This window comes from Streptomyces sp. HUAS MS02 (genome assembly GCF_055702265.1).
Map to the genome: position 1 here is coordinate 2,065,589 of NZ_CM146747.1, position 25,784 is coordinate 2,091,372.

The following is a 25,784-nucleotide window of genomic DNA, read 5'->3' on the forward strand; positions in this document are numbered from 1 at the left end:
AGCCGACGAGGCTCCCACGCCGGCGGCTCGGGCGTGAAGGTCACCACCGCCGAAGCCGTGAAGCCATGTTCGCAGCTGAGAGCTGCTGCCGTGACCACTGTTCCGATCGCCGGCGACCAGCCCCCGCAACCAGCACGACATCGCACAGGCCCTGGTCCCGCGCCACCGCGGGCCGGGTCCGCCCCGGAGGGACCCGGCCCGGCCTTGGAGGTGGGTCGGCGCGCGTGATTCCCTGGGCCCATGAGCAGCAGTCCCGTCACCACCTGGTCCCTGGAGCAGACCTCGCCGAGCGATCTGCTTCCCGCCGCGGCGCCCGAGGGCGACGACGTGCGTATCGTGCGCGCCGAGGTCCCCTCCCCCGAGTTCAGCCGCTTCCTGTACGCCTCGGTCGGCGGGGACGTCCTGTGGATCGACCGGCTGTCGTGGTCGTACGCGCGGTGGCGGGAGCACCTGGAGCGGCCGGGCGTGGAGACCTGGGTCGCCTACGACCGGGGGACGCCCGCCGGGTACGTGGAGATGGAGCCGCAGGACGGCGGCGTCGTGGAGATCGTCTACTTCGGGCTGATCCCCGGGTTCCGGGGGCGGCGCATCGGCGGGCACCTGCTGTCGTACGGCACGGCACGGGCCTGGGACCTCGCCGAGCGGTGGCCGGGGCTGCCGCCCACCAAGCGGGTCTGGCTGCACACCTGCTCCCGGGACGGCGAGCACGCCATGGCGAACTATCTGCGGCGCGGTTTCACCCTGTTCGACACCAAAGTGACCGAGGAGGCCGACGCCACGGCGCCGGGACCCTGGCCCGGCGCGACCCCACCCACACCATGACTCACATCACATCGTCTCGCGATGCGAGACATCCTTGTCCGGAATGTGGATGACGGTGGACTCGGTCTAAAGAGGCGTGCCACGCTTCCGTCATGTCTGGAACTGGAATTGCCTTGGTGAGTCGGCGGCACGTCGACCTCGGCCGCATGTCCAGCGCCATCTGTCCGGCGAGCTGAGCCCGACCGCGAGGGGTTGGACGACCCCGGGCCACACCGCCGCACCCTCCTCTGTTCCAGCCCGCGCAAGGACGCGCAGGCGCCGCACATGCTGCCCGCGTGTGCCCGCATGCGCGCGCAAGCGCGGGTCAGAGCCGCTTCCACTGCCTTTCCCGAAGGACATACACGCCATGGCCGCCACCCCGCAGAACCCCGCCACGCCCCGCCGCAAGGTGAGCCGTCACCGTGGCGAGGGACAGTGGGCCGCGGGTCACTTCACCCCGCTGAACGGCAACGAGCAGTTCAAGAAGGACGACGACGGTCTCAATGTGCGGACACGCATTGAGACGATCTACTCCAAGCGCGGCTTCGACTCGATCGACCCCAACGACCTGCGCGGCCGTATGCGCTGGTGGGGCCTCTACACCCAGCGCAAGCCCGGGATCGACGGCGGCAAGACCGCGATCCTGGAGCCGGAGGAGCTGGACGACAAGTACTTCATGCTGCGGGTGCGGATCGACGGCGGTCGGCTCACCACCCAGCAGCTGCGGGTGATCGGCGAGATCTCGCAGGAGTTCGCGCGGGGCACGGCCGACATCACCGACCGGCAGAACGTGCAGTACCACTGGATCCGCGTCGAGGACGTGCCCGAGATCTGGGAGCGGCTGGAGGCCGTCGGGCTGTCCACCACCGAGGCCTGCGGTGACACCCCCCGTGTGATCATCGGCTCACCCGTCGCCGGGATCGCCGCCGACGAGATCATCGACGGCACGCCCGCGATGGAGGAGATCCACCGCCGGATCATCGGCAACCCGGACTTCTCGAACCTGCCCCGGAAGTTCAAGTCCGCGATCTCCGGCTCGCCGCTGCTCGACGTGGCGCACGAGATCAACGACATCGCCTTCGTCGGTGTCCGCCACCCCGAGCACGGCCCCGGCTTCGACCTCTGGGTCGGCGGCGGTCTGTCCACCAACCCCAAGATCGGGCAGCGGCTCGGCGCCTGGGTGCCGCTGGACGAGGTCGCGGACGTGTACGAGGGCGTCATCTCGATCTTCCGTGACTACGGCTACCGGCGGCTGCGCACCCGCGCCCGGCTGAAGTTCCTGCTCGCCGACTGGGGTACGGAGAAGTTCCGGCAGGTCCTGGAGGACGAGTACCTCAAGCGGAAGCTGGTCGACGGCCCGGCGCCGGACCAGCCGGTGGCCCGCTGGCGCGACCACGTGGGTGTGCACCAGCAGAAGGACGGCCGCTACTACGTCGGGTTCGCCCCGCGTGTGGGCCGGGTGGACGGCACCACGCTGACGAAGATCGCCGACCTCGCCGAGGCGCACGGCTCCGGCCGGGTCCGGACCACCGTCGAGCAGAAGATGATCGTGCTCGACGTCACCGAGGAGCAGGTCGACTCGCTGGTCGCGGGCCTGGAGGCGCTGGACCTCACCGTGCACCCCTCGCCGTTCCGGCGCGGCACGATGGCCTGCACCGGCATCGAGTACTGCAAGCTCGCCATCGTCGAGACGAAGGCGCGCGGCTCCCTGCTGATCGACGAACTGGAGCGCCGGATCCCGGAGTTCGACGAGCCGATCACCATCAACATCAACGGCTGCCCGAACGCCTGTGCGCGTATCCAGGTGGCGGACATCGGTCTCAAGGGCCAGCTGGTCCTGAACGACGCGGGCGAGCAGGTCGAGGGCTACCAGGTGCACCTGGGCGGCGCGCTCGGTCTGGAGGCCGGCTTCGGCCGCAAGGTGCGCGGTCTGAAGGTCACCGCCGACGACCTCCCCGACTACGTCGAGCGCGTGCTCAAGCGCTTCCAGGAGGAGCGCGAGGACGGCGAGCGCTTCGCCACGTGGGTCACGCGCGCCAGCGAGGAGGCCCTCTCGTGAGCGAGCGAGCCGCCCCCTTCTACTGCCCCTACTGCGGTGACGAGGACCTGCGCCCGAACGAAGAAGGTCACGGGGCCTGGGAATGCGGAGCCTGCAATCGAGCCTTCCAGTTGAAGTTCCTCGGGTTGTTGACCCGGGGGCTTCGGCGAGCCGACAGCGGAGGGGATCAGATATGACTGCCGTCAAGGCGGATTCCGACACATCCGCGTCCCAGGCGGACGCGGCCGATCAGGAGGCGACCGACCCGGACGTGGCGAAGCGCGCCGAGCTCAAGGCGCTCGCCGAGCGGGCCGGCCGTGATCTGGAGGACGCCTCGGCCCTGGAGATCCTCCAGTGGGCCGTGGACACCTTCGGCAACCGCTTCTGCGTGACCTCCTCCATGGAGGACGCGGTCGTCGCGCACCTCGCCTCCCGCGCCAGGCCCGGCGTCGACGTCGTCTTCCTGGACACCGGCTACCACTTCCCGGAGACCATCGGCACCCGGGACGCCGTCGAGGCCGTGATGGACGTCAACGTCATCACCCTCACCCCGCGCCAGACGGTCGCCGAGCAGGACGCCGAGTACGGCCCCAGGCTGCACGACCGCGACCCCGACCTGTGCTGCTTCCTGCGGAAGGTCAAGCCGCTCGAAGAGGGCCTGACCCGCTTCGACGCCTGGGCGACCGGACTGCGCCGCGACGAGTCCGCGAGCCGGGCGAACACCCCGGTCGTCGGCTGGGACGAGAAGCGCGGCAAGGTCAAGGTCTCCCCGATCGCCCGCTGGACGCAGGACGACGTGGACGCGTACGTGGCCGAGCACGGCGTGCTCACCAACCCCCTGCTGATGGACGGCTACACCTCGGTGGGCTGCGCCCCCTGCACCCGGCGGGTCGCCCCCGGCGAGGACGCACGGGCCGGCCGCTGGGCCGGGAACGCCAAGACCGAGTGCGGGCTGCACCTGTGATCGACACCGCCGAGACAGCCGACACCGTCGGGAACACCGGCCCCGGGACGGGCCGTGCTCCCGCGACGAACCAGGAGAACCAAGTGACGACCGGAGCCACCGGAGCCACCGTCTGGCTCACGGGTCTGCCGAGTGCCGGCAAGACCACCATCGCCTACGAACTCGCGGGCCGCCTGCGCGAGGAGGGCCACCTCGTGGAGGTCCTCGACGGTGACGAGATCCGCGAGTTCCTCACCGCGGACCTCGGCTTCACCCGCGCCGACCGGCACACCAACGTCCAGCGCATCGGCTTCCTCGCCGACCTGCTCGCCCGGAACGGCGTCAAGGCGCTCGTGCCGGTCATCGCGCCGTACGCCGACAGCCGCGAGGCGGTCCGCAAGCGCCACGCGGCGAGCGGGGCCGCATATGTCGAGGTGCACGTGGCGACGCCGGTCGAGGTGTGCTCCGAACGCGATGTGAAGGGTCTGTACGCCAAGCAGGCGGCCGGTGAGATCTCCGGGCTGACCGGCGTCGACGACCCGTACGAGGCTCCCGAGACGCCGGACCTGCGCATCGAGTCGCAGGACCAGACGGTCCAGGAGTCCGCGGCGCTGGTCCACAAGCTGCTCACGGAGAGGGGTCTGGCATGACGACGACCGTCGCCGCCGTCTCCGGGGAGACCGGCACCCCGTACACGCTGTCGCACCTGGACGCGCTGGAGTCCGAGGCGGTCCACATCTTCCGCGAGGTCGCGGGCGAGTTCGAGCGGCCGGTGATCCTCTTCTCCGGCGGCAAGGACTCCATCGTCATGCTGCACCTGGCGCTGAAGGCCTTCGCCCCCGCCGCGATCCCCTTCTCCCTCCTCCACGTCGACACCGGGCACAACTTCCCCGAGGTCCTGGAGTACCGCGACCGCACGGTGGCCCGCCACGGCCTGCGGCTGCACGTGGCCTCCGTCCAGGACTACATCGACCGCGGGGTGCTGCGCGAACGCCCCGACGGCACCCGCAACCCCCTGCAGACCGTGCCGCTCACCGAGCGGATCCAGGCGGAGAAGTTCGACGCCGTCTTCGGCGGCGGGCGCCGGGACGAGGAGAAGGCGCGTGCCAAGGAGCGGGTGTTCTCGCTGCGCGACGAGTTCTCCCAGTGGGACCCGCGCCGCCAGCGCCCCGAGCTGTGGAACCTCTACAACGGCCGCCACGCACCCGGCGAACACGTCCGCGTCTTCCCGCTGTCCAACTGGACCGAGCTGGACGTCTGGCAGTACATCGCCCGCGAGGGCATCGAGCTGCCGGAGATCTACTTCGCGCACGAGCGTGAGGTGTTCCAGCGGGCCGGGATGTGGCTGACCGCCGGCGAGTGGGGCGGCCCCAAGGACGGCGAGACCGTCGAGAAGCGCCTCGTCCGCTACCGCACCGTCGGCGACATGTCCTGCACGGGCGCGGTCGACTCCGACGCGACCACGCTGGACGCCGTGATCACCGAGATCGCCGCCTCCCGGCTCACCGAGCGGGGCGCGACCCGCGCCGACGACAAGATGTCCGAGGCCGCGATGGAAGACCGTAAGCGCGAGGGGTACTTCTAGGCATGAGCACGATCACCGCCGAGGAGCTCTCGGCCACCACGCTGCTGCGGTTCGCGACCGCCGGTTCCGTCGACGACGGCAAGTCCACACTCGTCGGACGCCTGCTGCACGACTCCAAGTCGATCCTCACCGACCAACTGGAGGCCGTGGAACGGGTCTCCGCGAGCCGCGGCCAGGAAGGCCCCGACCTCGCCCTGCTCACCGACGGCCTGCGCGCCGAGCGCGAACAGGGCATCACCATCGACGTCGCCTACCGCTACTTCGCCACCACCCGCCGCCGCTTCATCCTCGCCGACACCCCCGGCCATGTGCAGTACACCCGCAACATGGTCACCGGCGCCTCCACCGCCGAACTGACGGTGATCCTGGTCGACGCCCGCAACGGCGTCGTCGAGCAGACCCGTCGGCACGCCGCGATCGCCGCGCTCCTGCGGGTCCCGCACGTGGTCCTCGCGGTGAACAAGATGGACCTGGTCGCCTACGAGGAGCAGGTCTTCGCGCGGATCGCCGAGGAGTTCACGGCGTACGCGTCCGAGCTGGGCGTCCCCGAGATCACCGCGATCCCGATCTCGGCGCTGGCCGGCGACAACGTGGTGGAGCCGTCCGCGAACATGGACTGGTACGGCGGCCCCACGGTCCTGGAGCACCTGGAGACCGTGCCGGTCAGCCACGACCTGGCGCACTGCCACGCCCGGCTGCCCGTGCAGTACGTGATCCGTCCGCAGACCGCCGAGCACCCGGACTACCGGGGCTACGCGGGCCAGATCGCGGCCGGCACCTTCCGCGTCGGCGACTCGGTGACGGTGCTGCCGTCCGGCCGGACCACGAAGGTCACCGGCATCGACCTGCTCGGCAAGCCGGTCGACGTGGCGTACACCCCGCAGTCGGTGACCCTGCTGCTGGCGGACGACATCGACATCTCGCGCGGCGATCTGCTGGTGCCCAGCAAGGACGCGCCCGCGACCACGCAGGACATCGAGGCGACCGTCTGCCATGTGGCGGACCAGCCGCTCACGGTGGGCCACCGGGTGCTGCTCAAGCACGGCACCCGTACGGTCAAGGCGATCGTCAAGGACATCCCGTCCCGGCTGACGCTCGACGACCTGTCCCTGCACCCGCACCCGGGACAGCTCGTCGCCAACGACATCGGCCGGGTGAAGGTCCGCACGGCCGAGGCGCTGCCGGTCGACTCCTACGCCGACTCCCGCCGCACCGGCTCGTTCATCCTGATCGACCCCGCCGACGGCACGACCCTGACGGCCGGCATGGTCGGCGAGTCGTTCGCCTCCCCGGAGCCCGTCAAGGACGAGGCCGACGACGACGGGTGGGACTTCTGACATGAACTCCCTGGACTTCTACGCGACGTTCGCGAAGGAGGGCGGCCGTGTCGGCAGCGGCGCCCTCGGAAGCGGGCAGGGCGGCGTGGCGCGATGTGTGCGATGACGTACGCGCACCGCTTGCGCGCCCCGTCCCCCCACCCGACGTCCCGGTTGCGACGAAGACCCTTTTCCTGAATTCCCGGCCACGACATACGAGTTCGTGACCGCCGGGCCTCCGAGAGGACCACCTCCCGTGCCTGCACACCGCTCCGCCGCATTCCGGCGCACCTTCGCAGCCCTCACCGCTCTCCCCCTGCTCACCCTGGCCGCCTGCGGCTACGGCTCCGAGTCCAAGGACGACGAGACCACCAAGGTCGCCGCCGGCGCCGAGAAGATCGAGGGTCTCGACACCGTCAAGATCGGCTACTTCGGCAACCTCACGCACGCCACCGCCCTGGTCGGCCGGCAGGAGGGCATCTTCCAGAAGGAGCTCGGCGCCACGAAGGCCGAGTACGCGATCTTCAACGCCGGTCCCTCCGAGATCGAGGCGCTGAACTCGAAGTCGATCGACATCGGCTGGATCGGCCCCTCCCCGGCCATCAACGGCTACACCAAGTCCGCGGGCAAGGGCCTGCGCATCATCAGCGGTTCGGCCTCCGGTGGTGTGAAGCTCGTCGTCAACCCGGACAAGATCAAGTCCCTGAAGGACGTCAAGGGCAAGAAGATCGCGACGCCGCAGCTGGGCAACACGCAGGACGTGGCGTTCCTCAACTGGATCGCCGAGCAGGGCTGGAAGGTCGACGCCGAGAGCGGCAAGGGCGACGTCTCCGTGGTCCGCACGGACAACAAGATCACCCCGGACGCCTACAAGTCGGGCTCCATCGACGGTGCCTGGGTGCCGGAGCCGACCGCGTCCAAGCTGGTCGCCGAGGGCGCCAAGGTGTTGCTGGACGAGGCCGACCTGTGGCCGGACAAGAAGTTCGTGATCACGAACATCATCGTGCGGCAGGACTTCCTCGAGGAGCACCCCAAGGTCGTCGAGGCCGTGCTGCGGGGCGCGGTCAAGACGAACGCCTTCATCAACTCCGACACGGAGAAGGCGAAGGAGGCGGCCAACGCCCGGCTGAAGGAGGACTCCGGCAAGGCGCTGGACGCCAAGGTCCTCGACCCGGCGTGGACGTCCATCCAGTTCACCAACGACCCGCTGGCGTCCACCCTGCAGACCGAGGCGGACCACGCGGTCAAGGCCGGTCTGCTGAAGGACCCGCTGCTCGACGGCATCTACGACCTGTCGATCCTCAACAAGGTCCTGAAGTCCGAGGGCGAGTCCGAGGTCGACGACGCCGGTCTCGGCGCCAAGTAACGCGGTAGACCGACGAGTCCCAGGAGGTGACGACCATGGCCACCACCCTCGCCAAGGCCGAGGACACCGAGGCAGTGGAGCACGCAGCCCGCATCGAGCACGTATCGAAGTCCTTCGCCGGGCCGACCGGGCAGCAGCTCGTGCTCGACGACATCACCCTCGATGTCGCTCCGGGCGAGTTCGTCACCCTCCTGGGGGCCTCGGGCTGTGGCAAGTCCACCCTGCTGAACCTGGTGGCGGGTCTCGACGACCCGTCCCAGGGCAGCATCTCGACCGACGGGCGCCCCGCTCTGATGTTCCAGGAGCACGCCCTGTTCCCGTGGCTGACCGCGGGCAAGAACATCGAACTCGCCCTGAAGCTCAGGGGAGTTCCGAAGAACGAACGGCGCGAGCGCGCCGAGGACCTGCTCACCCTGGTCCGGCTGAAGGGCGCGTACGGCAAGCGGGTGCACGAGCTGTCCGGCGGTATGCGTCAGCGCGTGGCGCTGGCGCGGGCCCTCGGCCAGGAGAGCAAGCTCCTGCTGATGGACGAGCCGTTCGCGGCGCTCGACGCCATCACCCGGGACGTGCTGCACGACGAGCTGACCCGGATCTGGGAAGAGACCCAGGTCTCCGTCCTGTTCGTCACGCACAACGTGCGCGAGGCGGTGCGGCTCGCGCAGCGCGTGGTGCTGCTGTCCTCGCGCCCGGGCCGGATCGCCCAGGAGTGGCGGGTGGACATCCCGCAGCCCCGCCGTATCGAGGACGCTCCGGTGGCGGAGCTGTCCCTGGAGATCACCGATGTCCTTCGTGAGGAGATCCGCCGTCATGGCCAGCAGTGAGACGAGGGCGACGGACACGATCGACGCCCCGGCCGCCGACAAGGACCGGCTCGGGGCGGTGGAGGCGGGCCTCGACGCCCTCGAGACGCCCGGCGCGGGCCGGCCTCCGTTCAGCCAGACGTTCCGGCAGAAGATCGTGCCGCCGATCACCGCGGTCGTGCTGGTGCTCGCGGTGTGGCAGGGACTGGTGTCGTTCGGCGTCGTCACCGACCCGGGCAAGCTGCCCCCGCCGTCCGCCGTGTGGGACGCGGCGGAGCAGGCCTGGCTGGAAGGCAAGCTGCTCGGCTATGTCTGGACGAGTGTCTCGCGCGGTCTGTTCGGCTTCCTGATCGCGCTGGCGATCGGCACGCCGCTCGGCATCCTGGTCGCCCGGGTGCGGTTCGTGCGGTCGGCGATCGGTCCGATCCTCTCCGGTCTGCAGTCGCTGCCGTCGGTGGCGTGGGTACCGCCGGCCGTGGTCTGGCTGGGTCTGACCGACGGGATGATGTACGCGGTGATCCTGCTCGGTGCGGTGCCCTCGATCGCCAACGGGCTGGTCTCCGGCATCGACCAGGTGCCCCCGCTGTATCTGCGGGCGGGCCGCACCATGGGCGCCACCGGGCTCCAGGGCGCCTGGCACATCGTGATGCCGGCCGCGCTGCCCGGCTATCTGGCCGGTCTGAAGCAGGGCTGGGCGTTCTCCTGGCGTTCGCTGATGGCGGCGGAGATCATCGCCAGCCACCCCGATCTCGGTGTCGGTCTCGGCCAGTTGCTGGAGAACGGCCGCACCAACATCGACATGGCCACGGTGTTCCTCGCCATCTTCCTGATCCTGCTGGTCGGTATCGCCATCGACCTGCTGCTCTTCAGCCCGTTGGAGCGGCGGGTGCTGCGCGGCCGCGGCCTGCTGGTGAAGAGCTGATCCACATGGTCAGGAAGCCGGTTCTCCTCGTCGTCGCCCACGGCAGCCGCGACCCGCGGCACGCCGCGACCGTGCACGCCCTGGTGCGGCGGGTGCGGGCGCTGCGCCCCGGGCTGCGGGTGGAGACCGGCTTCCTGGACTTCAACGTCCCCTCGGTGCAGGGGGTGCTGGAGTCACTTGCGGCGGAGGGCGTACGGGACGTGGTGGCGCTGCCGCTGCTGCTGACCCGCGCCTTCCACGCCAAGGCCGACATCCCGGCGGTCCTGCGCGAGGCCCCGCCGGCTCTGCGTGTCCGCCAGGCGGAGGTGCTCGGCCCGTCGCCCCTGCTCCTGTCGGCCCTCGAACGCCGGCTGTACGAGGCGGGGCTGCACCCCGCCGACAAGTCCTCGACCGGGGTCGTACTGGCCTCGGCGGGGTCCACCGACCCGGAGGCGATCGCGGTGATCGCAGAAATCGCGCGGGAGTGGCGGCACACCGGCTGGTGCGCCGTGCGACCCGCGTTCGCCTCCGCGTCCCTCCCTCGCACGGAGGACGCCGTACGGGAGCTGCGGGCGCTCGGCTGCGCACGGGTGGCCGTGGCGCCGTACGTCATCGCGCCGGGACGGCTGCCCGACCGCATCGCCACCGGCGCGGCCGAGTCGGGCGCGGACATCCTCTCCGAGGTGCTCGGCCCCGCCCCCGAACTGGCCGCGCTGCTGCTGCGCCGGTACGCCGACGCACTCCGGCAGGGGCAGCTCACCGCCGCCTGAGCCGGCGCCGGAGGCCGCCGGGCACTGCCGACAACCGCACGATCGGTGCACCCATCACCAGGTCACTGATCGCCTACGACCACCGAGCCGCATCGGAACCACTCGTCCAGTCGTCAGCCGGCCCGTGTCAGTTCCGCCAGTTTCACCACCGTGTTCCAGTTGCGGGTGGTGGCGGTCAGGCCCTTCAGGAGCCGGGGCTTCGACAGGGTCTCCGCGAGCTTGGAGCGGCCCAGGCCCTCGGGGACGTACAGATACAGCGCCCGGTCCCCGATCCTGAACTCCTCGGGCAGGAAGGCCGGTTGGTCGATCCCCTCGAAGCGGCCCGCGTCCACGGTCTCCGACAGGTACGTCACATGGAGCTGCTTGCCCTCCAGCTCCGCCGCCGGGAACGGGCACGCCTCGCGGACGGCCTCCAGATACGTGTGGTCGCGCACCAGGACGTCCACGCTGAAGCCGAAGTGCTTCCCGATGGCGGTCGTGATCTCGGCGGCCAGGGAGTCCTCGTCGCCGTGGTCGCTCGTGAAGACCGCGTTGCCGCTCTGGAGGTAGGTGGCCACCCCGTCGTGGCCGAGGCCGGTCAGCAGGGTGCGCAGGTCGGCCATGGGGACCTTCTTGCTGCCGCCCACGTTGATCCCGCGCAGGAGCGCCGCGTACGTCGTCATGGGCCCACGATAGGCGCCGGACGGCGCGGCCACCCTGAGGTCCGGCCCCGAGAACCAGGGATGGGTGTAAGGGGCCACTGTCCTCCCTGATGGGGAGGGAGCGGGGTCCGAGCGGAGGACCCGGGGGCGATGGGGTTCACCGGAGAGCACGACGAGATGCCCTTATCCAGCTCATACCTTCGAATCGAAAGATGGCGGCAGGGCGTCGCCATCGCATACGAGGGGGCTGGCCCGTCATGGGGAACGGAGAGGTACGGGTGCGGGGAATCGCTGCCCGGGCGGGCGGCTGGAGCGCCCAGCACCGCTGGGCAGCCGTCGGGATCTGGCTGCTGTTCGTGGTGCTGACCATGGGGATCGGCTCGGCGATGGGCTCGGTCGAGGTCAAGGACAGCGATCAGCTCAAGGGGGAGACCAGCACGGCGGCGCACATCGTCGAGGAGGCGGGGATCGAGGAGCCCGCCGGTGAGACGGTGCTGATCCAGGCGAGGGACGACCGCACCCGGGCCACGGACCCCGCGTTCCGGGCCGCCGTCGACGACGTGATGAAGGCCGTCGGGAAGACCGGTGAGGTCGCCGACGTGACCTCACCGTACGACACGGGGACCATCTCGAAGGACGGCCGCAGCGCGCTGGTGCAGTTCGACGTGCGGGGCGCGTCGGACACGGCGGGCGAGCGGATCGAGCCGGTGCTGAAGGCCGTCGCGGAGGTCCAGAAGGAGCACGGGACGCTGCGGATCGAGGAGATCGGCGGCGCCTCGATGATGAAGACGTTCGACGACGCCTTCGGGGACGACTTCCAGAAGGCCGAGTACTCGGCCGTGCCGGTGGCCCTCGGCATCCTGCTGATCGCGTTCGGCGCGGTCGTCGCGGCGCTGGTGCCGGTGGCGCTGGCGATCACCGCGATCATCGCGACGATGGGGCTGATGGCCATCGTCAGCCATGTGATCCCGATGAGCGACACCGCCAACTCCGTGATGCTGCTGGTGGGTCTGGCCGTCGGTGTCGACTACTGCCTGTTCTATCTGCGCCGTGAACGCGAGGAGCGGGCGGCGGGCCGGGACGCGCGGACCGCGCTGCGGGTGGCCGCCGCGACCAGTGGCCGCGCCATCATCGTCTCCGGTGTCACGGTGTGCGTGGCCATGGCGGGCATGCTGTTCACCGGGCTCGCCGAGTTCGAGGCGATGGGCCTGGCGTCCCTGATGGTCGTGGCCGTCGCGATGGTCGGTTCGGTCACGGTGCTGCCCGCGCTGCTGTCGCTGCTGGGCGGGCGGGTCGAGAAGGGCCGTATCCCGTTCCTGCACCCGGACAAGCGGCGCAAGAGCGGCCGCTCCGGGGGCGGCGCGGAGAGCCGCTTCTGGAACGCCGTCCTGCGGGTCGTGCTCGCCAGGCCGGCGCTGTCGCTGGTCGTGGCGACCGGCGCGCTGCTCGCCGTGGCCGCGCCCGCGCTCGGGATGAAGACGCAGAACCTGACCCTGGACCAGGAGTTCGGCGACTCGCTGCCGATCGTGCAGACGTACAACCGGGTCAACGACGCCTTCCCCGGCGGTTCCGAGCCGGCCGAGGTGGTCGTCAAGGCGAAGGACATCGACGCTCCCGAGGTGCGGGCGGCGCTGGCCGACTTCAAGGCGGAGGCCGTCGCCTCGGGTGCTTCGCGCGGGCCGGTGGAGATCAAGGTGCACGACGAGCGGAACGTGGCGTTCGTGTATGTGCCGCTGGTCGGCGGCTCCGACCAGGACAAGGCGGGCGCCAGCCTGGACAAGCTGCGCGACGAGGTACGGCCCGCCACGCTCGGCAAGGTCGAGGGTGTCGAGGCGCCCGTCACCGGACAGGTCGCGGGCAACCAGGACTTCAACGACCAGCTGGTCGGTTCCGTGGTCCCGGTCTTCGCCTTCGTCGTGGTCTTCGCCTTCCTGCTGATGCTGCTGTCGTTCCGCTCGCTGACGATCGCGGCGACGTCGATCGTGCTCAACCTGCTGTCGGTGGGCGCCGCGTACGGCATCCTCGTCGCGGTCTTCCAGCACGGCTGGGGTGCCTCGCTGGTGGGCGCGGAGGGTGTGGGCGCCATCATCACCTGGCTGCCGCTGTTCCTGTTCGTGATCCTGTTCGGGCTGTCGATGGACTACCACGTGTTCGTGGTCTCGCGGATCCGTGAGGCGCGGCTGCGGGGCCGTACGACGAAGGAGGCGATCCGGCACGGCGTGGTCACCACGGCCGGGGTCGTGACCAGCGCGGCCGTCATCATGGTCGCCGTCTTCGCCATCTTCGGGACGCTGTCCATGCAGTCGATGAAGCAGATGGGCGTGGGCCTCGCGGCCGCCGTCCTCATCGACGCCACCGTCATCCGCGGCGTGCTCCTGCCGGCCGTGATGGCCCTGCTGGGCGAGCGCAACTGGTACCTGCCGAAGTGGCTGAACCGGCTGCCGGACCTCACCCACGACGAGTCCCCGGAGCCGGGACCCGGAACGGGAACGGGGCCGGAGTCGACGCCGCCGGCGGCCCGGGACCAGCAGGTACGGGTCTGATCGGGTCCTGGCGCGGTCGTGGGCCGGGGCGGCATCGCCGCCCCGGCCCACGACCGTGTCCGTGCACGTGTCCTCGCACCTGTCCGTGCACCTGTCCGTGCCCGGTGGCTCAGGCCGCCGCGGCGACGTCACCCCGGTCGAAGGAGTCGAGGGTCCGGGTGAAGTCGCGGGTGGAGAGCAACAGCTTGTAGACGATGGCCAGTTCGAAGACGAGCAGCAGGACACCGGAGACGACGGTCGCCGTCATCACCGAGTCGACGATCGGGCCGATCATGAAGACACCCATCTGGAACTCGATGCCGCTGATCAGATGCGGGCGGACCCGGTGGCGCAACAGGAAGGACCGGACGCGCAGATAGAAGGGGAAGCGGCGGCGGAACTCCTGGTGCAGGTCGACGACCTGGGCCTGCGGCGCCGCCTGGGTGACCTCGGCGGCGGCCGTGCGCAGGTCCTGTTCGATGTCGGCCTCGGGGTTCTCGCGCAGCAGGTCCTCCATGAAGGCGAGTTCCCGCTCGTTCTCGGCGCGGCGGGCCTCGCGGAGCCGGGCCTTGATCTGCTTGCGCATGGTGTGGCGGACCTTGAAGGTCTCCAGGGAGTTGATGTAGCGGAGCGCGTCGCAGCCGATGACGGCGGCGGCGAGCCAGATGTAGAAGGTCTCCCCCGTGCGCTGGTACTGCCCGGCCATCAGGGCCACCGAGCACGCCGCGACCCGGACGCGGTCGAAGACGAAGTCGAGCCAGGCACCGAACACGGAACCCTGGCCGGTGAGGCGGGCGACCTTGCCGTCCATGCAGTCGAGGATGAAGCTCAGGTGGTAGACGACGGCGCCGGCGATCAGCCAGCGCCAGTCGCCCAACGCGAAGAAGGCGGCCGAGACCAGACCCAGCAGGAAGGCGCCCCACGTCAGTTGGTTGGGCGTGATCCTCGTGTACTTCGCGGTCAGCCGCACCAGGGGGGTGGCGACCGGGTCCACGAGCAGCACGGTCCACCAGGCGTCCCGCTTCTTCTGGGTGACGCGGCGCACTTCCGCGAGGTCGGGTATGTCTCGGCGCATGGGTCAACTTCCTGGCGTTCGAAATGAGTTCACCATCAGCTTGGAAGTCGTTCACCCGAGGCACAAGAAGCGCCGAACACAACCTTTCGGAGGGGGTAACGGTCGAACCCGGTAACAGAGTCAGTACGCGTTCCGCGCGGACCCGGCGTTATCTGAGCGTTACCGAGTGACCTGATCGTGACCTGAAAAGTGCCGTGATTTCACGACAGGCATGGAACCAACCGGCTTGCCCGGCTATCAGGGGGTTCCCAGTTCCGCCTCGATGAGGTCGGCGGCCCGTCGGGTGCCGCCCTCGCCCGCCATCTCCCGCTGGATCTCCTTGAGTCGGCGTGCCACGTCGGGGTCGTCGACGAGGGAGAGGACGGCCTCGCGCAGGGCCTCGGCGGTCGCCTCCTCCATGGGCAGATGGCGGGCGACACCCAACGACTGGAGCATCTCGGCGTTGCCGAACTGGTCGACGGCCTGCGGTACGGCGACCATCGGGGTGGCGGTGGCGAGTCCTTCCTGGCTGCCGCCGGCGCCCGCGTGGGTGATGAACGCGTCGGCCTGCCGGAGGACCGCCAACTGCGGCACCCAGTCCCGCACCTCCACCCGGTCCGGGATCTCCCCCAGCTCCGCCGGGTCGACGTGCCTGCCGACCTGGAGCACCATGTGCCAGCCGGGCAGCTCACCGAAGGCCCGCACGCACGCGCGGTAGAAGTCGGGCTGCTTGGTGAAGGCCGACCCGAGCGAGACGAGCAGCACCTTCTCCGCGCCGGCCGGCCGCTGCCAGTCGCCCTGCGCCGAGCGGTCGCCCTGGCAGGCGCCGACGAAGGTGTGGCGGCTCTCGTCGACCCGGTCGGCGTGCGGCTGGAGCACCTTCGGGATGAGGACGAGGGAGCGGGCGGGCCTGCCGACGAACGGGTCGGGGTGCTCGGTGATCCCGTTCTCCTCCAGCCAGGCCCGGAACCGGGCGTAGTACGCCTTGCCGCGTTCCGTCTTCTTCGGTTCGGCCCACATGGGCTCGGCGACCTCTTCCTCGTAGCCGTCCCAGGCGACCAGGTTCGGGGAGAGGGAGATCGCCTTGACGCCCCAGCGGTGGGCGAGGACGCGGGCCGGGTACGAGGTGATGTCGTGCAGCACGAGGTCGGGCTCGTCGCCCTCGTAGGCCGCGACGAGCTGCGGCAGAGCCTGGATCGCGTCCTCCAGGAAGGGCTCGACGTTGTCGAGGAGCGTGGTCCCCCACGCCTCCGGGTCGGCGTCGGGGCCGGGCAGCGTGGAGTGCCAGGGCTTCGGCTCGGCGCCGGTCTCGGCGACCTTCTCCGCGAAGGCCGGCGGGATCGCGTACGTGACGCGGTGCCCCCTGGCCACCAGCTCCCGGATCACTTCGAGGCTCGGGTTCACGTGACCGTGGGCGGCGATGGAGAACATGGCGATGTGGGAGGTCATGAGTCCGACCGTACGCGAGACGATACGTCTCGTGCAACTTCATTTCGGTGGCCGTGGGGGGTGCGTTGTCGGGTGCGGGTGAGTGGGGGCTGGTCGCGCAGTTCCCTGCGCCCCTGAAAAGACCATGCCTCCGGGGCCCTGAAGGGCGACCGGCGGCGGGCCTGAAAAGCACGGGGCGCAGCCCCTGGTCTTCAGGGGCGCGGGGAACTGCGCGAGAAGCCCCACCGGAGCCGCACCCGACAACGCACCCGACCACCCACCCCCTCACCGCTGATACCGCGCCAGCACCCGGTTCCCGTCGTCCTCCAACCGTTCCCGCAGCTCACCCACGCCGATCGCACCGCTGTAGTACTCCTGGTACGCGGGGGTGGCCACCTTGTCCTTCCACTCCGGATAGCCCCGCACGGACTGCGCGGGCGCCGGCCGGAGGTGCCCGGCGAGCGCGGTCCCCGTGGCCCAGTCGTGCTCGGTGGTGCGCAGGGCGGGATCCCGGAGGGCCTCCGTGCCGGTGGGGAGCATCCAGTCGCCGAGGGCGAGACGGACCATGTTCTCGGGACGCAGCAGGAAGTCGATGAACGCGGCGGCCTGCTCCTTGTGCGGGCTGTCCTCGGCGACGGAGAGCGTCTGCGGGCTGACGCCCTGGGTGAGCCCGCCGGCGCCGGCGGGAGCGGGCAGCACCTGCCAGTCGAAGCCCTTCGGCGCCTGCTGGACGATCTGCTGACGGTACGAGAAGCCGAGCGGCACCATCGCGTACCGGCCGCCGAAGAAGCCGGGCAGCGTGTCGGAGCCGCCCATGCCGAGGGTGGTGGCGGGCGCGCTCCCGTCGGCGTTCACCGTGTCGCGCACGGTCTTCGGGACGACCGCGTCGGCGCCCTCGAACCGGACCTCGACCTTGCCGTCCGCGCCCCGGTGGAACAGCTGTCCGCCCGCCGAGAGGGAGAGGTTCAGCGTGGCCGACACCGGTTCCTTCAACGGCCAGGCCACGCCGTACTTCCCGGGGCCGCTCAGCTCCTTCGCCACCTCGCGGAACTCCGTCCAGCTCCACGGGTCCTCGGGGGTCGGAAGGCGCACTCCCGACTCACGCAGCCGGTCGGCGTCGGCGATGAGGACCCGGGGTTCCTGGAGGAACGGCACCCCGTAGATCCCCTCGCCGAAGGTCGTCGTCTCCCAGCTGTGCCGCGGGATGTCCTTCCTGAGCCGTTCGGACAGCAGCTCGCGCAGATCCGCGAGGTAGCCGCCGTACGCGAAGTCCGCGAGGTCGTCGGAGGCGTCGTGGATGATGTCCGGCGCCTCACCACCCTCGAAGGAAGTGAGGAGTTGGTCGTGGACACTGTCCCAACTGCCCTGGACGTACTCGACCTCGACGTCGGGATGGGCGGCGTTCCACTCCCGCACCAGCTCCTTGTTGACGGCGACGGACTCCTCCTGCCAGGCCAGGGACTGGAAGCGGAGGGTGATCCGGCCGTCGTCGGAGGTCCCCCCGCCGTCGGTGCAGCCGGCGACGAGGAGGCAGAGCAGCAGAGCCGCGACGAGCCGTCGTGCGCGCATCAGTTCTTCACCGCCCCGGCGAGCATGCCGCCCGTGATCCGTTTCTGGATGACCGCGAAGACGACCAGGGACGGGAGCGTCGCCAGGAAGGCCGCCGCCGCCAGCGGGCCCAGGTCGGCCACACCCTCGGCGCCGATGAAGTGGGTGAGGACGACCGGCAGCGTCTGTTTCTCCGGTGTCTTCAGCAGGACCAGCGCGAAGAAGAACTCGTTCCACGCGGTGATGAACGCGAACAGGGCCGTCGCCACGATGCCCGGCGCCAGCAGCGGCGCCGTCACCGACACCAGGGTGCGCAGCCTCCCGGCCCCGTCGACCGCCGCCGCCTCCTCCAACTCCGCGGGCACCGCCCGGACATAGCCGACGAGCATCCACAGCGCGAACGGCAGCGCCCACACCACGTACACCATGATCAGTCCGGGCACGGAGTTGATCAGCCGGAGGTTCTTCAGCACCAGGAAGAGCGGAATGATCACCAGCACGAACGGGAACGCCTGGCTGACCACCACCCAGCCGCTCGCCATCCGCGACAGCGTCGTGCGGTGCCGGGCCATGACGTACGCCATCGGGGTCGCGATCAGTACGGCGACGACGGCCGCGCCGACCGCCGCGACCAGCGAGTTGAGCGCGGCCTCGATCAGGGGCTGCTCGTCGAAGGCCTGCCGGAAGTTGGCGAGGGTCGGGTCCTTCGGGATCCAGGTCGGGTGGAGGCTGCCCAGTTCGCGGGCCGGTTTGAAGGCGGTCGAGACCAGCCAGAGGAAGGGGAACGCGAGGAACACGAGATACGCGACCAGGGCCAGGTACTGCCCGGTGCGTGCCGCCCTGCCACTCCTCATGAGCCCTCCCCCCGCCGCAGCCGACCGACCAGCACGAACGCGAGGACGGTCGAGATCACCGCGACCATCACGCAGCCCATCGCCGCCGCGTACCCGAACTGCCCGTAGCGGAAGGCCTCCTCGTAGGCGAAGAGCATCGGCAGACGGGTACGGCCGCCCGGACCGCCGTTGGTCAGGACGTACACCAGGGCGAAGGAGTTGAAGTTCCAGATCAGGTTGAGCGCCGAGATGGCGAGGGCGATGGGTCTGATGGCGGGCCAGGTGACCGTCCGGAAGCGGCGCCAGGCGCCCGCGCCGTCCATCGCGGCGGCCTCGTGCAGTTCGCGCGGGGTGTTCTGCAGCCCGGCGAGCAGGGCGACGGTCGTCTGGGGCATGCCCGCCCAGATGCCGACCAGTACGACGGCGGGGAGGGCGGTGGCCAGTCCGCTCAGCCAGTCGCGGCCGTCGCCCAGGCCCAGGTCCCGGACGGTCTCGTTGAGGATGCCCGCGTCGGGGTTGTAGACGAGCCGCCACATGATGCCGACGACCACCTCGGGCATCGCCCAGGGAATGATCGCGAGCGCGCGGGCCAGCCAGCGCAGGCGCAGGGGCTGGTTCAGAAGGAGCGCGAGGCCGAGGGCCAGCAGGAACTGCGGGACGGTGACCCCCACCGCCCACACCAGGCCGATGCGGAACGAGTCCCAGAAGAGGGTGTCGTGCAGCAGGTCCTGGAAGTTGAGGGTGCCGATCCAGCGGGTGGGTTCGGTGCGGCCGGACTGGGCGTCGGTGAACGCCAGCGCGATCCCGTACAGCAGCGGTCCGACGCTCAGCACCAGGATGGGGATCAGCGCGGGCAGCACCAGGAACCAGGCGCCGTGGTCGATCAGGCGCCGGTCCCGGCCGTCCGCCGGGGTGCGCCGCTTGGCCGGTCGCGGGCGTTGCGGCTTCGCGGTCGCCAAGGTCATGTCCGTCATGGTGCTGAGGGCATGACAGGGCGTCAAGACACCGCGCACACGGTCCGACCTGTGCGAATGCGAGACTGGCCGCTGGATGGCGTGAAGCCGACGCCGCGAGCGCGCGTCGGCGGTGCGGACAGGGAGGCGACGGATGGACGAGGCTCGGGCCCGGGACGTGGTGGTCGCGGCCGGCGTGCTGCCCGGTGCGGCCGGGGAGGCGCGGCTGCTCGCGCTGGGCGAGAACGCGGTGTTCGCCGCCGGTGACCTGGTGGTCAAGGTGGGCCGTGACGCCGAACTCCTCGACCGGGCCCGGCGCGAGGTGCGCATCGCGGAGTGGCTGGCCGCACAGGGCGTCCCGGCGGTGCGGCCCGCCGAACCGGATGCCCTGCTCGTCGAGGGGCACCCGGTGACGGTGTGGCACCGTCTGCCCGATCCCGTACGCCCCGCCGGGCCGCGCGATTTGGCTGAACTCCTTCGCCCGGTCCACGCCCTTCCCACTCCCTCCTTCGCCCTTCCCCGCCGTGAACTGCTGGGCGGTGTGGAGCGCTGGCTGCGGCTCGCCGGTGACGCGATCGACCCGGCGGACGCGGCGTATCTCCGGGAACGCCGCGACGGCTTCGCGGCGGCCGCGGCCGCTCTCACCCCGCGTCTGCCCCGGGGCCCGATCCACGGCGACGCGCTCCCCCGCAACGTGCACATCGGCCCGGACGGCCCGGTCCTGGTCGACCTGGAGACCTTCTCCGGTGACCTCCGCGAGCACGACCTCGTCGTCATGGCCCTCTCGCACGACCGCTACGGCCTGCCGACGCAGGAGTACGACGCCTTCACGGCCGCGTACGGCTGGGACGTGCGGGAGTGGGACGGCTGCTCGGTGCTGCGGGGTGCCCGTGAGACGGCCAGCTGCGCCTGGGTCGCGCAGCACGCGCCGAGCAATCCCAAGGCGCTGGCCGAGTTCGAGCGCCGGGTCGCCTCGCTGCGCGACGGGGACGAGACGGTTCGCTGGTATCCGTTCTGACCCGCGCGGGACCTGAGCGGGCCGCCGGTGTCCTTCCCGCCCCCCGCGCGGTGCCTAGCCGGCCCGGAGTATGAGCGCCACCTCGTCGATCTCGGCGTCGCGGGCCAGGGCGAAGCCGCGCTCATGGCCCGTGACGACGAAGCCGCACTTCTGGAGGACCCGGACCGAGCCCGTGTTGTCGGCGGCGGCGCGGGCGTACAGCGGACGGGTCGGGTCGAGGGCGATCAGCGCGGTGAGGGCGGCGGTGGCGATGCCCCGGCCCCAGTGGGCGCGGTCGATCCAGTAGGTGACCTCGCGTTCGTCCGGCGGGCCGTAGACCGCCGCGTTGCCGACGACCTCGCCGCCGGCGACCACCGTGCGCGCCAGGATGTCGGGGTTGGCGCGGATCTTCGCCCAGTGACCGTCGAAGAGGTCCCGGTCGGAGTGGTACTCCCCGGTGAAGGCGGCGATCCGCTGTGCCTCGGGGTCGCGGGCGTGGCTCCAGAAGAACGGCAGGTCGCTGTCGCGGACTTCGCGCAGGGAGATCTCCGTGGCGGTCATACCGTCTCTTCCTCCAGTTCGCGCAGCGGCCAGATCGCGTCCACGACCGCTTCCGGGTTGCCCTTGCGGCGGAGGAACGCCTGGAAATCGGCGGCCCACTCCGCGTACCACTCGATCTGGCGGCGGTGCAGCTCGGCCGGGCCGAGGGCGGCGACCTTCGGGTGGCGCTGGGCTATCGCACGGGCCAGGCGGGCGGCGGCCAGGGCGTCGGCGGAGGCGTTGTGCGCGGCGTCCAGCGGGACACCGTACTCGCCGCAGACCGCTTCGAGGTTGCGTTTGCCCCGGCGGTAGCGCTCGACGGAGCGGTCGATCGTGTAGGGGTCGACGACGGGCGCCGGGTCGAGTCCGCCGAGCCGGTCGCGCAGGGACGGCAGGGCGTACCGGCGCAGCTCGGCGGAGAGCAGGGTCAGGTCGAAGGCCGCGTTGTACGCCACGACCGGGACGCCCGTCCTCCAGTAGGAGACGAGGACGTCGGCGATGGCGTCGGCGACCTGGTCGGCGGGTCTGCCCTCGGCCGTCGCACGGGCGTTGGTGATGCCGTGCACCGCCACCGCCTCCTCCGGGATCTCCATGCCCGGGTCGGCGAGCCATTCCCGGTGTCCGACCGGCTCCCCGTCCTTGACCTCGATGACCGCGCCCGTGACGATGCGCGCCTCGCGCGGGTCCGTCCCGGTGGTCTCCAGGTCGAAGCCGATCAGCAGCTGCCGGTGCCAACCCATGCTGGCCCCCCTCCTTGGTGGTGCTTTCCCCCAGTGACCACCACCATCGCACGGGCCACTGACAATCCGAGGACCGCATTCCGCTTCGCCGTGCCCCGGGTGTGCGGGCACTGCGTCGCGGCCCTCCGCACGGCCGCTTTCAGGGCCGTCACGACACCGGTCGGGAGTCCGCCCACGCCACTTCGAACTCCTCGCGGTATGTATCGAAAAGGCCGACTTCGCCGTTCTCGTCCGCCTTGAGGACCCGGTTGCCGCCGCGCAGGACGAGGACGGGCGCCTCCATGCCCCGGGTGCGCCGCAGATAGGTCTGGACGACCGCGACCCCGTCCGTGCCGTCGCCGTCGACGAGGTACGCGGTGAAGCGCGGGGTCTCGTCGAAGACCTGGATCTCGAAGGCGCCGGGGTCGCGCAGCTTGGAGCGGACCCGGCGCATATGGAGGATGTTCATCTCCACGGCACGGCTCAACTCGCCGCGCTTTATACCGAGTTCGCGCTCACGCCGCTTCACGGCACTGGACGCGGGGTTGAGGAAGAGCAGCCGCACGCGGCAGCCGGAGTCGGCGAGCCGGACCAGCCGCCGCCCGGAGAAGTTCTGCACGAGGAGGTTCAGGCCTATCCCGATGGCGTCCAGGCGGCGGGCCCCGCCGAAGAGGTCCTCGGCGGGGAACTGCCGCAGCAGCCGCACCCGGTCGGGGTGGACGCCGACGACGTCCGCGTACCGGTCGCCGACGAGGTCCTCGACCGCGTCGACGGGCAGTCGGCGCGCGGAGGGCACGTCGCTGCCGGCGCCCAGGATCTCCAGCAGCTTCGCGGAGGCGCGCTCGGCCTGGGCGAGGACGGCCTCGGACAGGGCCCGGTTGCGGGAGACGACGTTGCGGGTGACCTCCAGCTCGTCCAGGTTCAGTTCCACGTCGCGCCGCTCGTCGACGTACGGCTCGAAGCAGGGCCAGTGCTGCACCATCAGCTCGCGCAGTTGCGGCAGGGTGAGGAAGCTCAGCACGTTGTCGTCGGCCGGGTCGAGCAGATAGCCCTTGCGGCGGCTGACCTCGCGGACCGCGACGGCCCGCTGCACCCACTCCTGTCCGGCGGGTCCGGCGGCGGCGACCACCCAGTCGTCGCCGTGGACGGGCTCGTAGATGGGCCGCAGCACGGCGGCCACCACGGCGCGCAGCCGCTGCTCGACGAGGTTCAGCCAGATGTAGGCGCGGCCGGCCCGCTGGGCGCGTGTACGCACTTCGAGCCAGGCGTCGGCGTTCCAGTCCAGTTCCGGGCCGATGGAGCCCCGCTCCATCGGCCGCGCCAGGGACACCGCGCCGGGTGGGACATCCGTGGGGTCCCCCTCGTGACCCGTGTCGCCCGCGTCACCAGGAGGCAACTCCAGCCCTCCCGAGCCCACCCACGCACCGCCTTCCGCTCCCCCGAGCCGACCCCTACGCAACGATCAAGGAAGGGTACTCCGGTAGCGGGTGACGATACAGCCGGATGGGCAGGTCGTTTCTCAACTACCGCACGTGACTTGGCCGTTCCGGGGCGCTACCGCGCGTGGAGTGAGCCGATTCATAGCGATCGGGCCACCGGGACCCGACTCCGGGGGCACTCGGGGCGTCACGATGTGTCCACTCTGGGCAGGAGGGACGTATGTCCTAGGAGGTTCCATCAGATTGAGGGAGACTCCACCCGGAGTCGCCCCCAGCGGCGCGCGACAACTGGAAGAGTCGTATCCATGCAGGTCTGGCCTGGACAGGCGTATCCGCTCGGCGCCACGTACGACGGCGCCGGTACCAACTTCGCGGTCTTCTCGGAGGCCGCGCACCGAGTAGAGCTGTGTCTGCTGGACGACGACGGCTCCGAGACGGCGGTGGAACTGCGCGAGACGGACGCGTTCGTGCGGCACGCGTACCTGCCCGGCGTGATGCCGGGGCAGCGGTACGGCTTCCGCGTGCACGGCCCGTACGCGCCGGAGCGGGGGCTGCGCTGCAACTCCGCGAAGCTGCTGCTCGACCCGTACGCACGCGCCATCAGCGGCTCGATCACGTGGGGGGAGGAGGTGTACGGCTACCACTTCGGGGCGCCCGAGAAGCGCAACGACCTCGACTCGGCCCCGCACATGATGACCTCGGTCGTGGTCAACCCGTACTTCGACTGGGGCGACGACCGGCGGCCCCGGACCGAGTACCACCACACGGTGATCTACGAGGCCCATGTGAAGGGTCTCACCATGCGGCACCCGGGGCTGCCCGAGGAGCTGCGCGGCACCTACGCGGCGCTCGCCCACCCGGCGATCATCGAACACCTGACCGAACTGGGTGTCACGGCACTGGAGCTGATGCCCGTACACCAGTTCGTGAACGACCACCGGCTGGCCGACATGGGCCTCAGCAACTACTGGGGCTACAACACCATCGGCTTCTTCGCCCCGCACAACGCGTACGCCTCCTGGGGCGACCGGGGTCAGCAGGTGCTGGAGTTCAAGTCGGCGGTCCGGGCCCTGCACGAGGCCGGGATCGAGGTCATCCTCGACGTGGTCTACAACCACACCGCCGAGGGCAACCACCTGGGCCCCACGCTCTCCTTCAAGGGCCTCGACAACCCGTCGTACTACCGGCTGACGGACGACCCCCGCTACTACATGGACACGACCGGCACGGGCAACTCCCTGCTCATGCGGTCCCCGCACGTGCTGCAGCTGATCATGGACTCGTTGCGGTACTGGGTCACCGAGATGCACGTCGACGGGTTCCGCTTCGACCTCGCGGCGACCCTGGCCCGGCAGTTCCACGAGGTGGACCGGCTGTCCTCGTTCTTCGACCTCGTCCAGCAGGACCCGGTGGTCTCCCAGGTGAAGCTGATCGCCGAGCCCTGGGACGTCGGCGAGGGCGGCTACCAGGTGGGGAACTTCCCGCCGCTGTGGACCGAGTGGAACGGCATGTACCGGGACACGGTGCGCGACCTGTGGCGGGGCGAACCCCGTACGCTCGCGGAGTTCGCGTCCCGGCTGACCGGTTCCTCCGACCTCTACCAGGACGACGGGCGCCGCCCGCTGGCCTCCATCAACTTCGTGACCTGCCACGACGGGTTCACGATGCGGGACCTCGTCTCCTACAACGAGAAGCACAACGCGGCCAACGGCGAGGACAACCGGGACGGGGAGAGCCACAACCGGTCCTGGAACTGCGGGGCCGAGGGCGAGACGGACGACCCCGGGGTGACGGCGCTGCGGGTCCGGCAGATGCGGAACCTCATCGCGACGCTGATGCTGTCGCAGGGGGTGCCGATGCTCAGCCACGGCGACGAGTTCGCGCGGACCCAGGGCGGCAACAACAACGCGTACTGCCAGGACAACGAGGTGTCCTGGGTGCCGTGGCCCTCCGGTGCGGACGGCGACGAGGGTGACGAGGGTGACGGTGGCGTCTTCGGGGATCTGCTGGAGTTCACCCGGGCGATGGTGTGGCTGCGGAAGGACCACCCCGTCTTCCGGCGCCGGCGCTTCTTCCACGGACGGCCGGTGGAGGGCACGCACGACGAGCTGTCGGACATCGCCTGGTTCACGCCCGAGGGGCGGGAGATGGTGCAGCGGGACTGGGACTCCTCGCAGGCGGGGGCGCTGAGCGTGTTCCTGAACGGGAACGCGATCTCGGAGCCGGGTCCGCGCGGCGAGCGGATCAGCGACGACTCGTTCCTCTTGATGGTCAACGCGTCCGCGCAGGCGCTGGAGTTCGTGGTGCCGGTGAACCACGGGCCGCAGTGGCAGATGGTGGTGGACACGGGGCGGGAGGACGCGGTGCCGGTGGACGGGCCGAAGGTGGCGGCCGGGGAGCGGGTGGAGTTGGTGGACCGGAGTCTGGTGGTGTTCCGGAGGCCGGCGTAGGTGCGGGGTTCGCCGTAGGGGTGGCCGTTCGTTGCGGGGTGCGGGTTGTCTTGTGGCTGGTCGCGCCCGCGCGGCGGAGCCGCAAAGTGATACAGCCCCGCGCCCCTGACGGGGCGCTGCCCTCCACCTTGCGTGTCAAG

At 70.5% G+C, this 25,784-nt stretch carries 23 protein-coding genes and 1 pseudogene; 15 read left to right on the forward strand and 9 right to left on the reverse strand.

Translation table 11 applies throughout. The features are described 5' to 3' along the window. Positions 1–240: 240 nt before the first annotated feature. The 12 genes from ACZ9QC_RS08825 (at position 241) to ACZ9QC_RS08880 (ending at position 10,520) form a co-directional block, all read left to right on the forward strand. Positions 241–822 (forward strand): GNAT family N-acetyltransferase, encoded by a 582-nt coding sequence (locus ACZ9QC_RS08825; protein ID WP_472919645.1) that lies wholly within the window; start codon positions 241–243, stop codon positions 820–822. 92 nt (positions 823–914) lie between these two features. Continuing rightward, positions 915–998 carry a putative leader peptide gene (locus tag ACZ9QC_RS08830; protein ID WP_309486338.1) on the forward strand — a complete coding sequence of 28 codons (84 nt, stop codon included), beginning with the start codon at positions 915–917 and terminating at the stop codon, positions 996–998. A gap of 170 nt (positions 999–1,168) precedes the next feature. Next, positions 1,169–2,860: a nitrite/sulfite reductase gene (locus tag ACZ9QC_RS08835; protein WP_472919646.1), complete on the forward strand. Its 1,692-nt coding sequence runs from the start codon at positions 1,169–1,171 to the stop codon at positions 2,858–2,860. After that, positions 2,857–3,036: a hypothetical protein gene (locus ACZ9QC_RS08840; protein WP_467339932.1), complete on the forward strand. Its 180-nt coding sequence runs from the start codon at positions 2,857–2,859 to the stop codon at positions 3,034–3,036. Before ACZ9QC_RS08835 ends, ACZ9QC_RS08840 begins: the two co-directional genes overlap by 4 nt. Next, positions 3,033–3,803, forward strand: coding sequence for a phosphoadenylyl-sulfate reductase (locus ACZ9QC_RS08845; protein WP_472919647.1), 771 nt, complete (start codon positions 3,033–3,035; stop codon positions 3,801–3,803). The genes ACZ9QC_RS08840 and ACZ9QC_RS08845 overlap by 4 nt, the downstream gene beginning before the upstream one ends. Before the next feature lie 83 nt (positions 3,804–3,886). Then, positions 3,887–4,432 (forward strand): adenylyl-sulfate kinase, encoded by a 546-nt coding sequence (gene cysC, locus ACZ9QC_RS08850; RefSeq protein ID WP_472919648.1) that lies wholly within the window; start codon positions 3,887–3,889, stop codon positions 4,430–4,432. Next, on the forward strand, positions 4,429–5,367 hold the full coding sequence (gene cysD, locus ACZ9QC_RS08855; RefSeq protein ID WP_472919649.1) for a sulfate adenylyltransferase subunit CysD: 939 nt from the start codon (positions 4,429–4,431) through the stop codon (positions 5,365–5,367). The genes cysC and cysD overlap by 4 nt, the downstream gene beginning before the upstream one ends. 2 nt (positions 5,368–5,369) lie before the next feature. Beyond that, entirely contained in the window at positions 5,370–6,704 is a 1,335-nt protein-coding gene (locus ACZ9QC_RS08860; protein WP_472919650.1) for a sulfate adenylyltransferase subunit 1, read from the forward strand. 235 nt (positions 6,705–6,939) lie between these two features. Beyond that, positions 6,940–8,049: an aliphatic sulfonate ABC transporter substrate-binding protein gene (locus ACZ9QC_RS08865; protein WP_472919651.1), complete on the forward strand. Its 1,110-nt coding sequence runs from the start codon at positions 6,940–6,942 to the stop codon at positions 8,047–8,049. Between the two features lie 35 nt (positions 8,050–8,084). Further along, a complete protein-coding gene (locus ACZ9QC_RS08870; protein WP_472919652.1) occupies positions 8,085–8,870 on the forward strand; it encodes an ABC transporter ATP-binding protein in 786 nt (261 codons plus the stop codon). Further along, positions 8,857–9,771 (forward strand): ABC transporter permease, encoded by a 915-nt coding sequence (locus tag ACZ9QC_RS08875; RefSeq protein ID WP_472919653.1) that lies wholly within the window; start codon positions 8,857–8,859, stop codon positions 9,769–9,771. The genes ACZ9QC_RS08870 and ACZ9QC_RS08875 overlap by 14 nt, the downstream gene beginning before the upstream one ends. Positions 9,772–9,776: 5 nt before the next feature. After that, entirely contained in the window at positions 9,777–10,520 is a 744-nt protein-coding gene (locus tag ACZ9QC_RS08880; RefSeq protein WP_472919654.1) for a sirohydrochlorin chelatase, read from the forward strand. A 113-nt stretch (positions 10,521–10,633) separates the two neighbouring features. Here ACZ9QC_RS08880 and ACZ9QC_RS08885 read toward each other — a convergent pair whose 3' ends face one another. Further along, a complete protein-coding gene (locus ACZ9QC_RS08885; protein WP_472919655.1) occupies positions 10,634–11,182 on the reverse strand; it encodes a DUF1697 domain-containing protein in 549 nt (182 codons plus the stop codon). Between the two features lie 236 nt (positions 11,183–11,418). Here ACZ9QC_RS08885 and ACZ9QC_RS08890 point away from each other — a divergent pair, with 236 nt between their 5' ends. Beyond that, positions 11,419–13,704 (forward strand): MMPL family transporter, encoded by a 2,286-nt coding sequence (locus tag ACZ9QC_RS08890; RefSeq protein WP_472919656.1) that lies wholly within the window; start codon positions 11,419–11,421, stop codon positions 13,702–13,704. 109 nt (positions 13,705–13,813) lie between these two features. Here ACZ9QC_RS08890 and ACZ9QC_RS08895 read toward each other — a convergent pair whose 3' ends face one another. The 5 genes and pseudogenes from ACZ9QC_RS08895 to ACZ9QC_RS08915 form a co-directional block, all read right to left on the reverse strand. Beyond that, entirely contained in the window at positions 13,814–14,758 is a 945-nt protein-coding gene (locus ACZ9QC_RS08895; protein ID WP_472919657.1) for a CDP-alcohol phosphatidyltransferase family protein, read from the reverse strand. A 237-nt stretch (positions 14,759–14,995) separates the two neighbouring features. Beyond that, positions 14,996–16,229, reverse strand: a pseudogene (mgt, locus tag ACZ9QC_RS08900) (macrolide-inactivating glycosyltransferase). A gap of 221 nt (positions 16,230–16,450) precedes the next feature. Continuing rightward, the gene (locus ACZ9QC_RS08905; RefSeq protein WP_472919658.1) at positions 16,451–17,734 is read right to left on the reverse strand and encodes an ABC transporter substrate-binding protein; all 1,284 of its coding nucleotides are present in this window, start codon (positions 17,732–17,734) and stop codon (positions 16,451–16,453) included. Further along, a complete protein-coding gene (locus ACZ9QC_RS08910) occupies positions 17,734–18,567 on the reverse strand; it encodes a carbohydrate ABC transporter permease (protein ID WP_472919659.1) in 834 nt (277 codons plus the stop codon). Before ACZ9QC_RS08910 ends, ACZ9QC_RS08905 begins: the two co-directional genes overlap by 1 nt. Continuing rightward, entirely contained in the window at positions 18,564–19,511 is a 948-nt protein-coding gene (locus tag ACZ9QC_RS08915; RefSeq protein ID WP_472919660.1) for a carbohydrate ABC transporter permease, read from the reverse strand. Before ACZ9QC_RS08915 ends, ACZ9QC_RS08910 begins: the two co-directional genes overlap by 4 nt. A gap of 142 nt (positions 19,512–19,653) precedes the next feature. On the opposite strand from ACZ9QC_RS08915, the gene ACZ9QC_RS08920 reads away from it, so the two are divergent. Continuing rightward, positions 19,654–20,517 carry a phosphotransferase enzyme family protein gene (locus ACZ9QC_RS08920; RefSeq protein ID WP_472919661.1) on the forward strand — a complete coding sequence of 288 codons (864 nt, stop codon included), beginning with the start codon at positions 19,654–19,656 and terminating at the stop codon, positions 20,515–20,517. Positions 20,518–20,571: 54 nt separating this feature from the next. On the opposite strand, the gene ACZ9QC_RS08925 is transcribed toward ACZ9QC_RS08920, so the two are convergent. The 3 genes from ACZ9QC_RS08925 to ACZ9QC_RS08935 all read right to left on the reverse strand — a co-directional run bounded on the left by ACZ9QC_RS08925 (position 20,572) and on the right by ACZ9QC_RS08935 (position 23,172). Continuing rightward, positions 20,572–21,057 (reverse strand): GNAT family N-acetyltransferase, encoded by a 486-nt coding sequence (locus ACZ9QC_RS08925; RefSeq protein ID WP_472919662.1) that lies wholly within the window; start codon positions 21,055–21,057, stop codon positions 20,572–20,574. Further along, positions 21,054–21,776 carry an exonuclease domain-containing protein gene (locus ACZ9QC_RS08930; RefSeq protein ID WP_472919663.1) on the reverse strand — a complete coding sequence of 241 codons (723 nt, stop codon included), beginning with the start codon at positions 21,774–21,776 and terminating at the stop codon, positions 21,054–21,056. Before ACZ9QC_RS08930 ends, ACZ9QC_RS08925 begins: the two co-directional genes overlap by 4 nt. 148 nt (positions 21,777–21,924) lie before the next feature. After that, positions 21,925–23,172, reverse strand: coding sequence for an SAV2148 family HEPN domain-containing protein (locus ACZ9QC_RS08935; protein WP_472919664.1), 1,248 nt, complete (start codon positions 23,170–23,172; stop codon positions 21,925–21,927). 327 nt (positions 23,173–23,499) lie between these two features. Between ACZ9QC_RS08935 and glgX the strand changes: the two genes are divergently transcribed. After that, complete coding sequence (glgX, locus tag ACZ9QC_RS08940; protein ID WP_472919665.1) at positions 23,500–25,644, forward strand: glycogen debranching protein GlgX; 2,145 nt, start codon at positions 23,500–23,502, stop codon at positions 25,642–25,644. Positions 25,645–25,784: the final 140 nt, after the last annotated feature.

Excerpts from the sequence above, each read along its gene's own strand:
- ACZ9QC_RS08825 (WP_472919645.1), top strand. The coding sequence starts at position 241 with ATGAGCAGCAGTCCCGTCACCACCTGGTCCCTGGAGCAGACCTCGCCG.
- ACZ9QC_RS08830 (WP_309486338.1), top strand. The coding sequence starts at position 915 with ATGTCTGGAACTGGAATTGCCTTGGTGAGTCGGCGGCACGTCGACCTC.
- ACZ9QC_RS08835 (WP_472919646.1), top strand. The coding sequence starts at position 1,169 with ATGGCCGCCACCCCGCAGAACCCCGCCACGCCCCGCCGCAAGGTGAGC.
- ACZ9QC_RS08845 (WP_472919647.1), top strand. The coding sequence starts at position 3,033 with ATGACTGCCGTCAAGGCGGATTCCGACACATCCGCGTCCCAGGCGGAC.
- cysD (WP_472919649.1), top strand. The coding sequence starts at position 4,429 with ATGACGACGACCGTCGCCGCCGTCTCCGGGGAGACCGGCACCCCGTAC.
- ACZ9QC_RS08860 (WP_472919650.1), top strand. The coding sequence starts at position 5,370 with ATGAGCACGATCACCGCCGAGGAGCTCTCGGCCACCACGCTGCTGCGG.
- ACZ9QC_RS08870 (WP_472919652.1), top strand. The coding sequence starts at position 8,085 with ATGGCCACCACCCTCGCCAAGGCCGAGGACACCGAGGCAGTGGAGCAC.
- ACZ9QC_RS08875 (WP_472919653.1), top strand. The coding sequence starts at position 8,857 with ATGGCCAGCAGTGAGACGAGGGCGACGGACACGATCGACGCCCCGGCC.
- ACZ9QC_RS08880 (WP_472919654.1), top strand. The coding sequence starts at position 9,777 with ATGGTCAGGAAGCCGGTTCTCCTCGTCGTCGCCCACGGCAGCCGCGAC.
- ACZ9QC_RS08885 (WP_472919655.1), bottom strand. The coding sequence starts at position 11,182 with ATGACGACGTACGCGGCGCTCCTGCGCGGGATCAACGTGGGCGGCAGC.
- ACZ9QC_RS08890 (WP_472919656.1), top strand. The coding sequence starts at position 11,419 with ATGGGGAACGGAGAGGTACGGGTGCGGGGAATCGCTGCCCGGGCGGGC.
- ACZ9QC_RS08895 (WP_472919657.1), bottom strand. The coding sequence starts at position 14,758 with ATGCGCCGAGACATACCCGACCTCGCGGAAGTGCGCCGCGTCACCCAG.
- ACZ9QC_RS08905 (WP_472919658.1), bottom strand. The coding sequence starts at position 17,734 with ATGCGCGCACGACGGCTCGTCGCGGCTCTGCTGCTCTGCCTCCTCGTC.
- ACZ9QC_RS08910 (WP_472919659.1), bottom strand. The coding sequence starts at position 18,567 with ATGAGGAGTGGCAGGGCGGCACGCACCGGGCAGTACCTGGCCCTGGTC.
- ACZ9QC_RS08915 (WP_472919660.1), bottom strand. The coding sequence starts at position 19,511 with ATGACCTTGGCGACCGCGAAGCCGCAACGCCCGCGACCGGCCAAGCGG.
- ACZ9QC_RS08920 (WP_472919661.1), top strand. The coding sequence starts at position 19,654 with ATGGACGAGGCTCGGGCCCGGGACGTGGTGGTCGCGGCCGGCGTGCTG.
- ACZ9QC_RS08925 (WP_472919662.1), bottom strand. The coding sequence starts at position 21,057 with ATGACCGCCACGGAGATCTCCCTGCGCGAAGTCCGCGACAGCGACCTG.
- ACZ9QC_RS08930 (WP_472919663.1), bottom strand. The coding sequence starts at position 21,776 with ATGGGTTGGCACCGGCAGCTGCTGATCGGCTTCGACCTGGAGACCACC.
- glgX (WP_472919665.1), top strand. The coding sequence starts at position 23,500 with ATGCAGGTCTGGCCTGGACAGGCGTATCCGCTCGGCGCCACGTACGAC.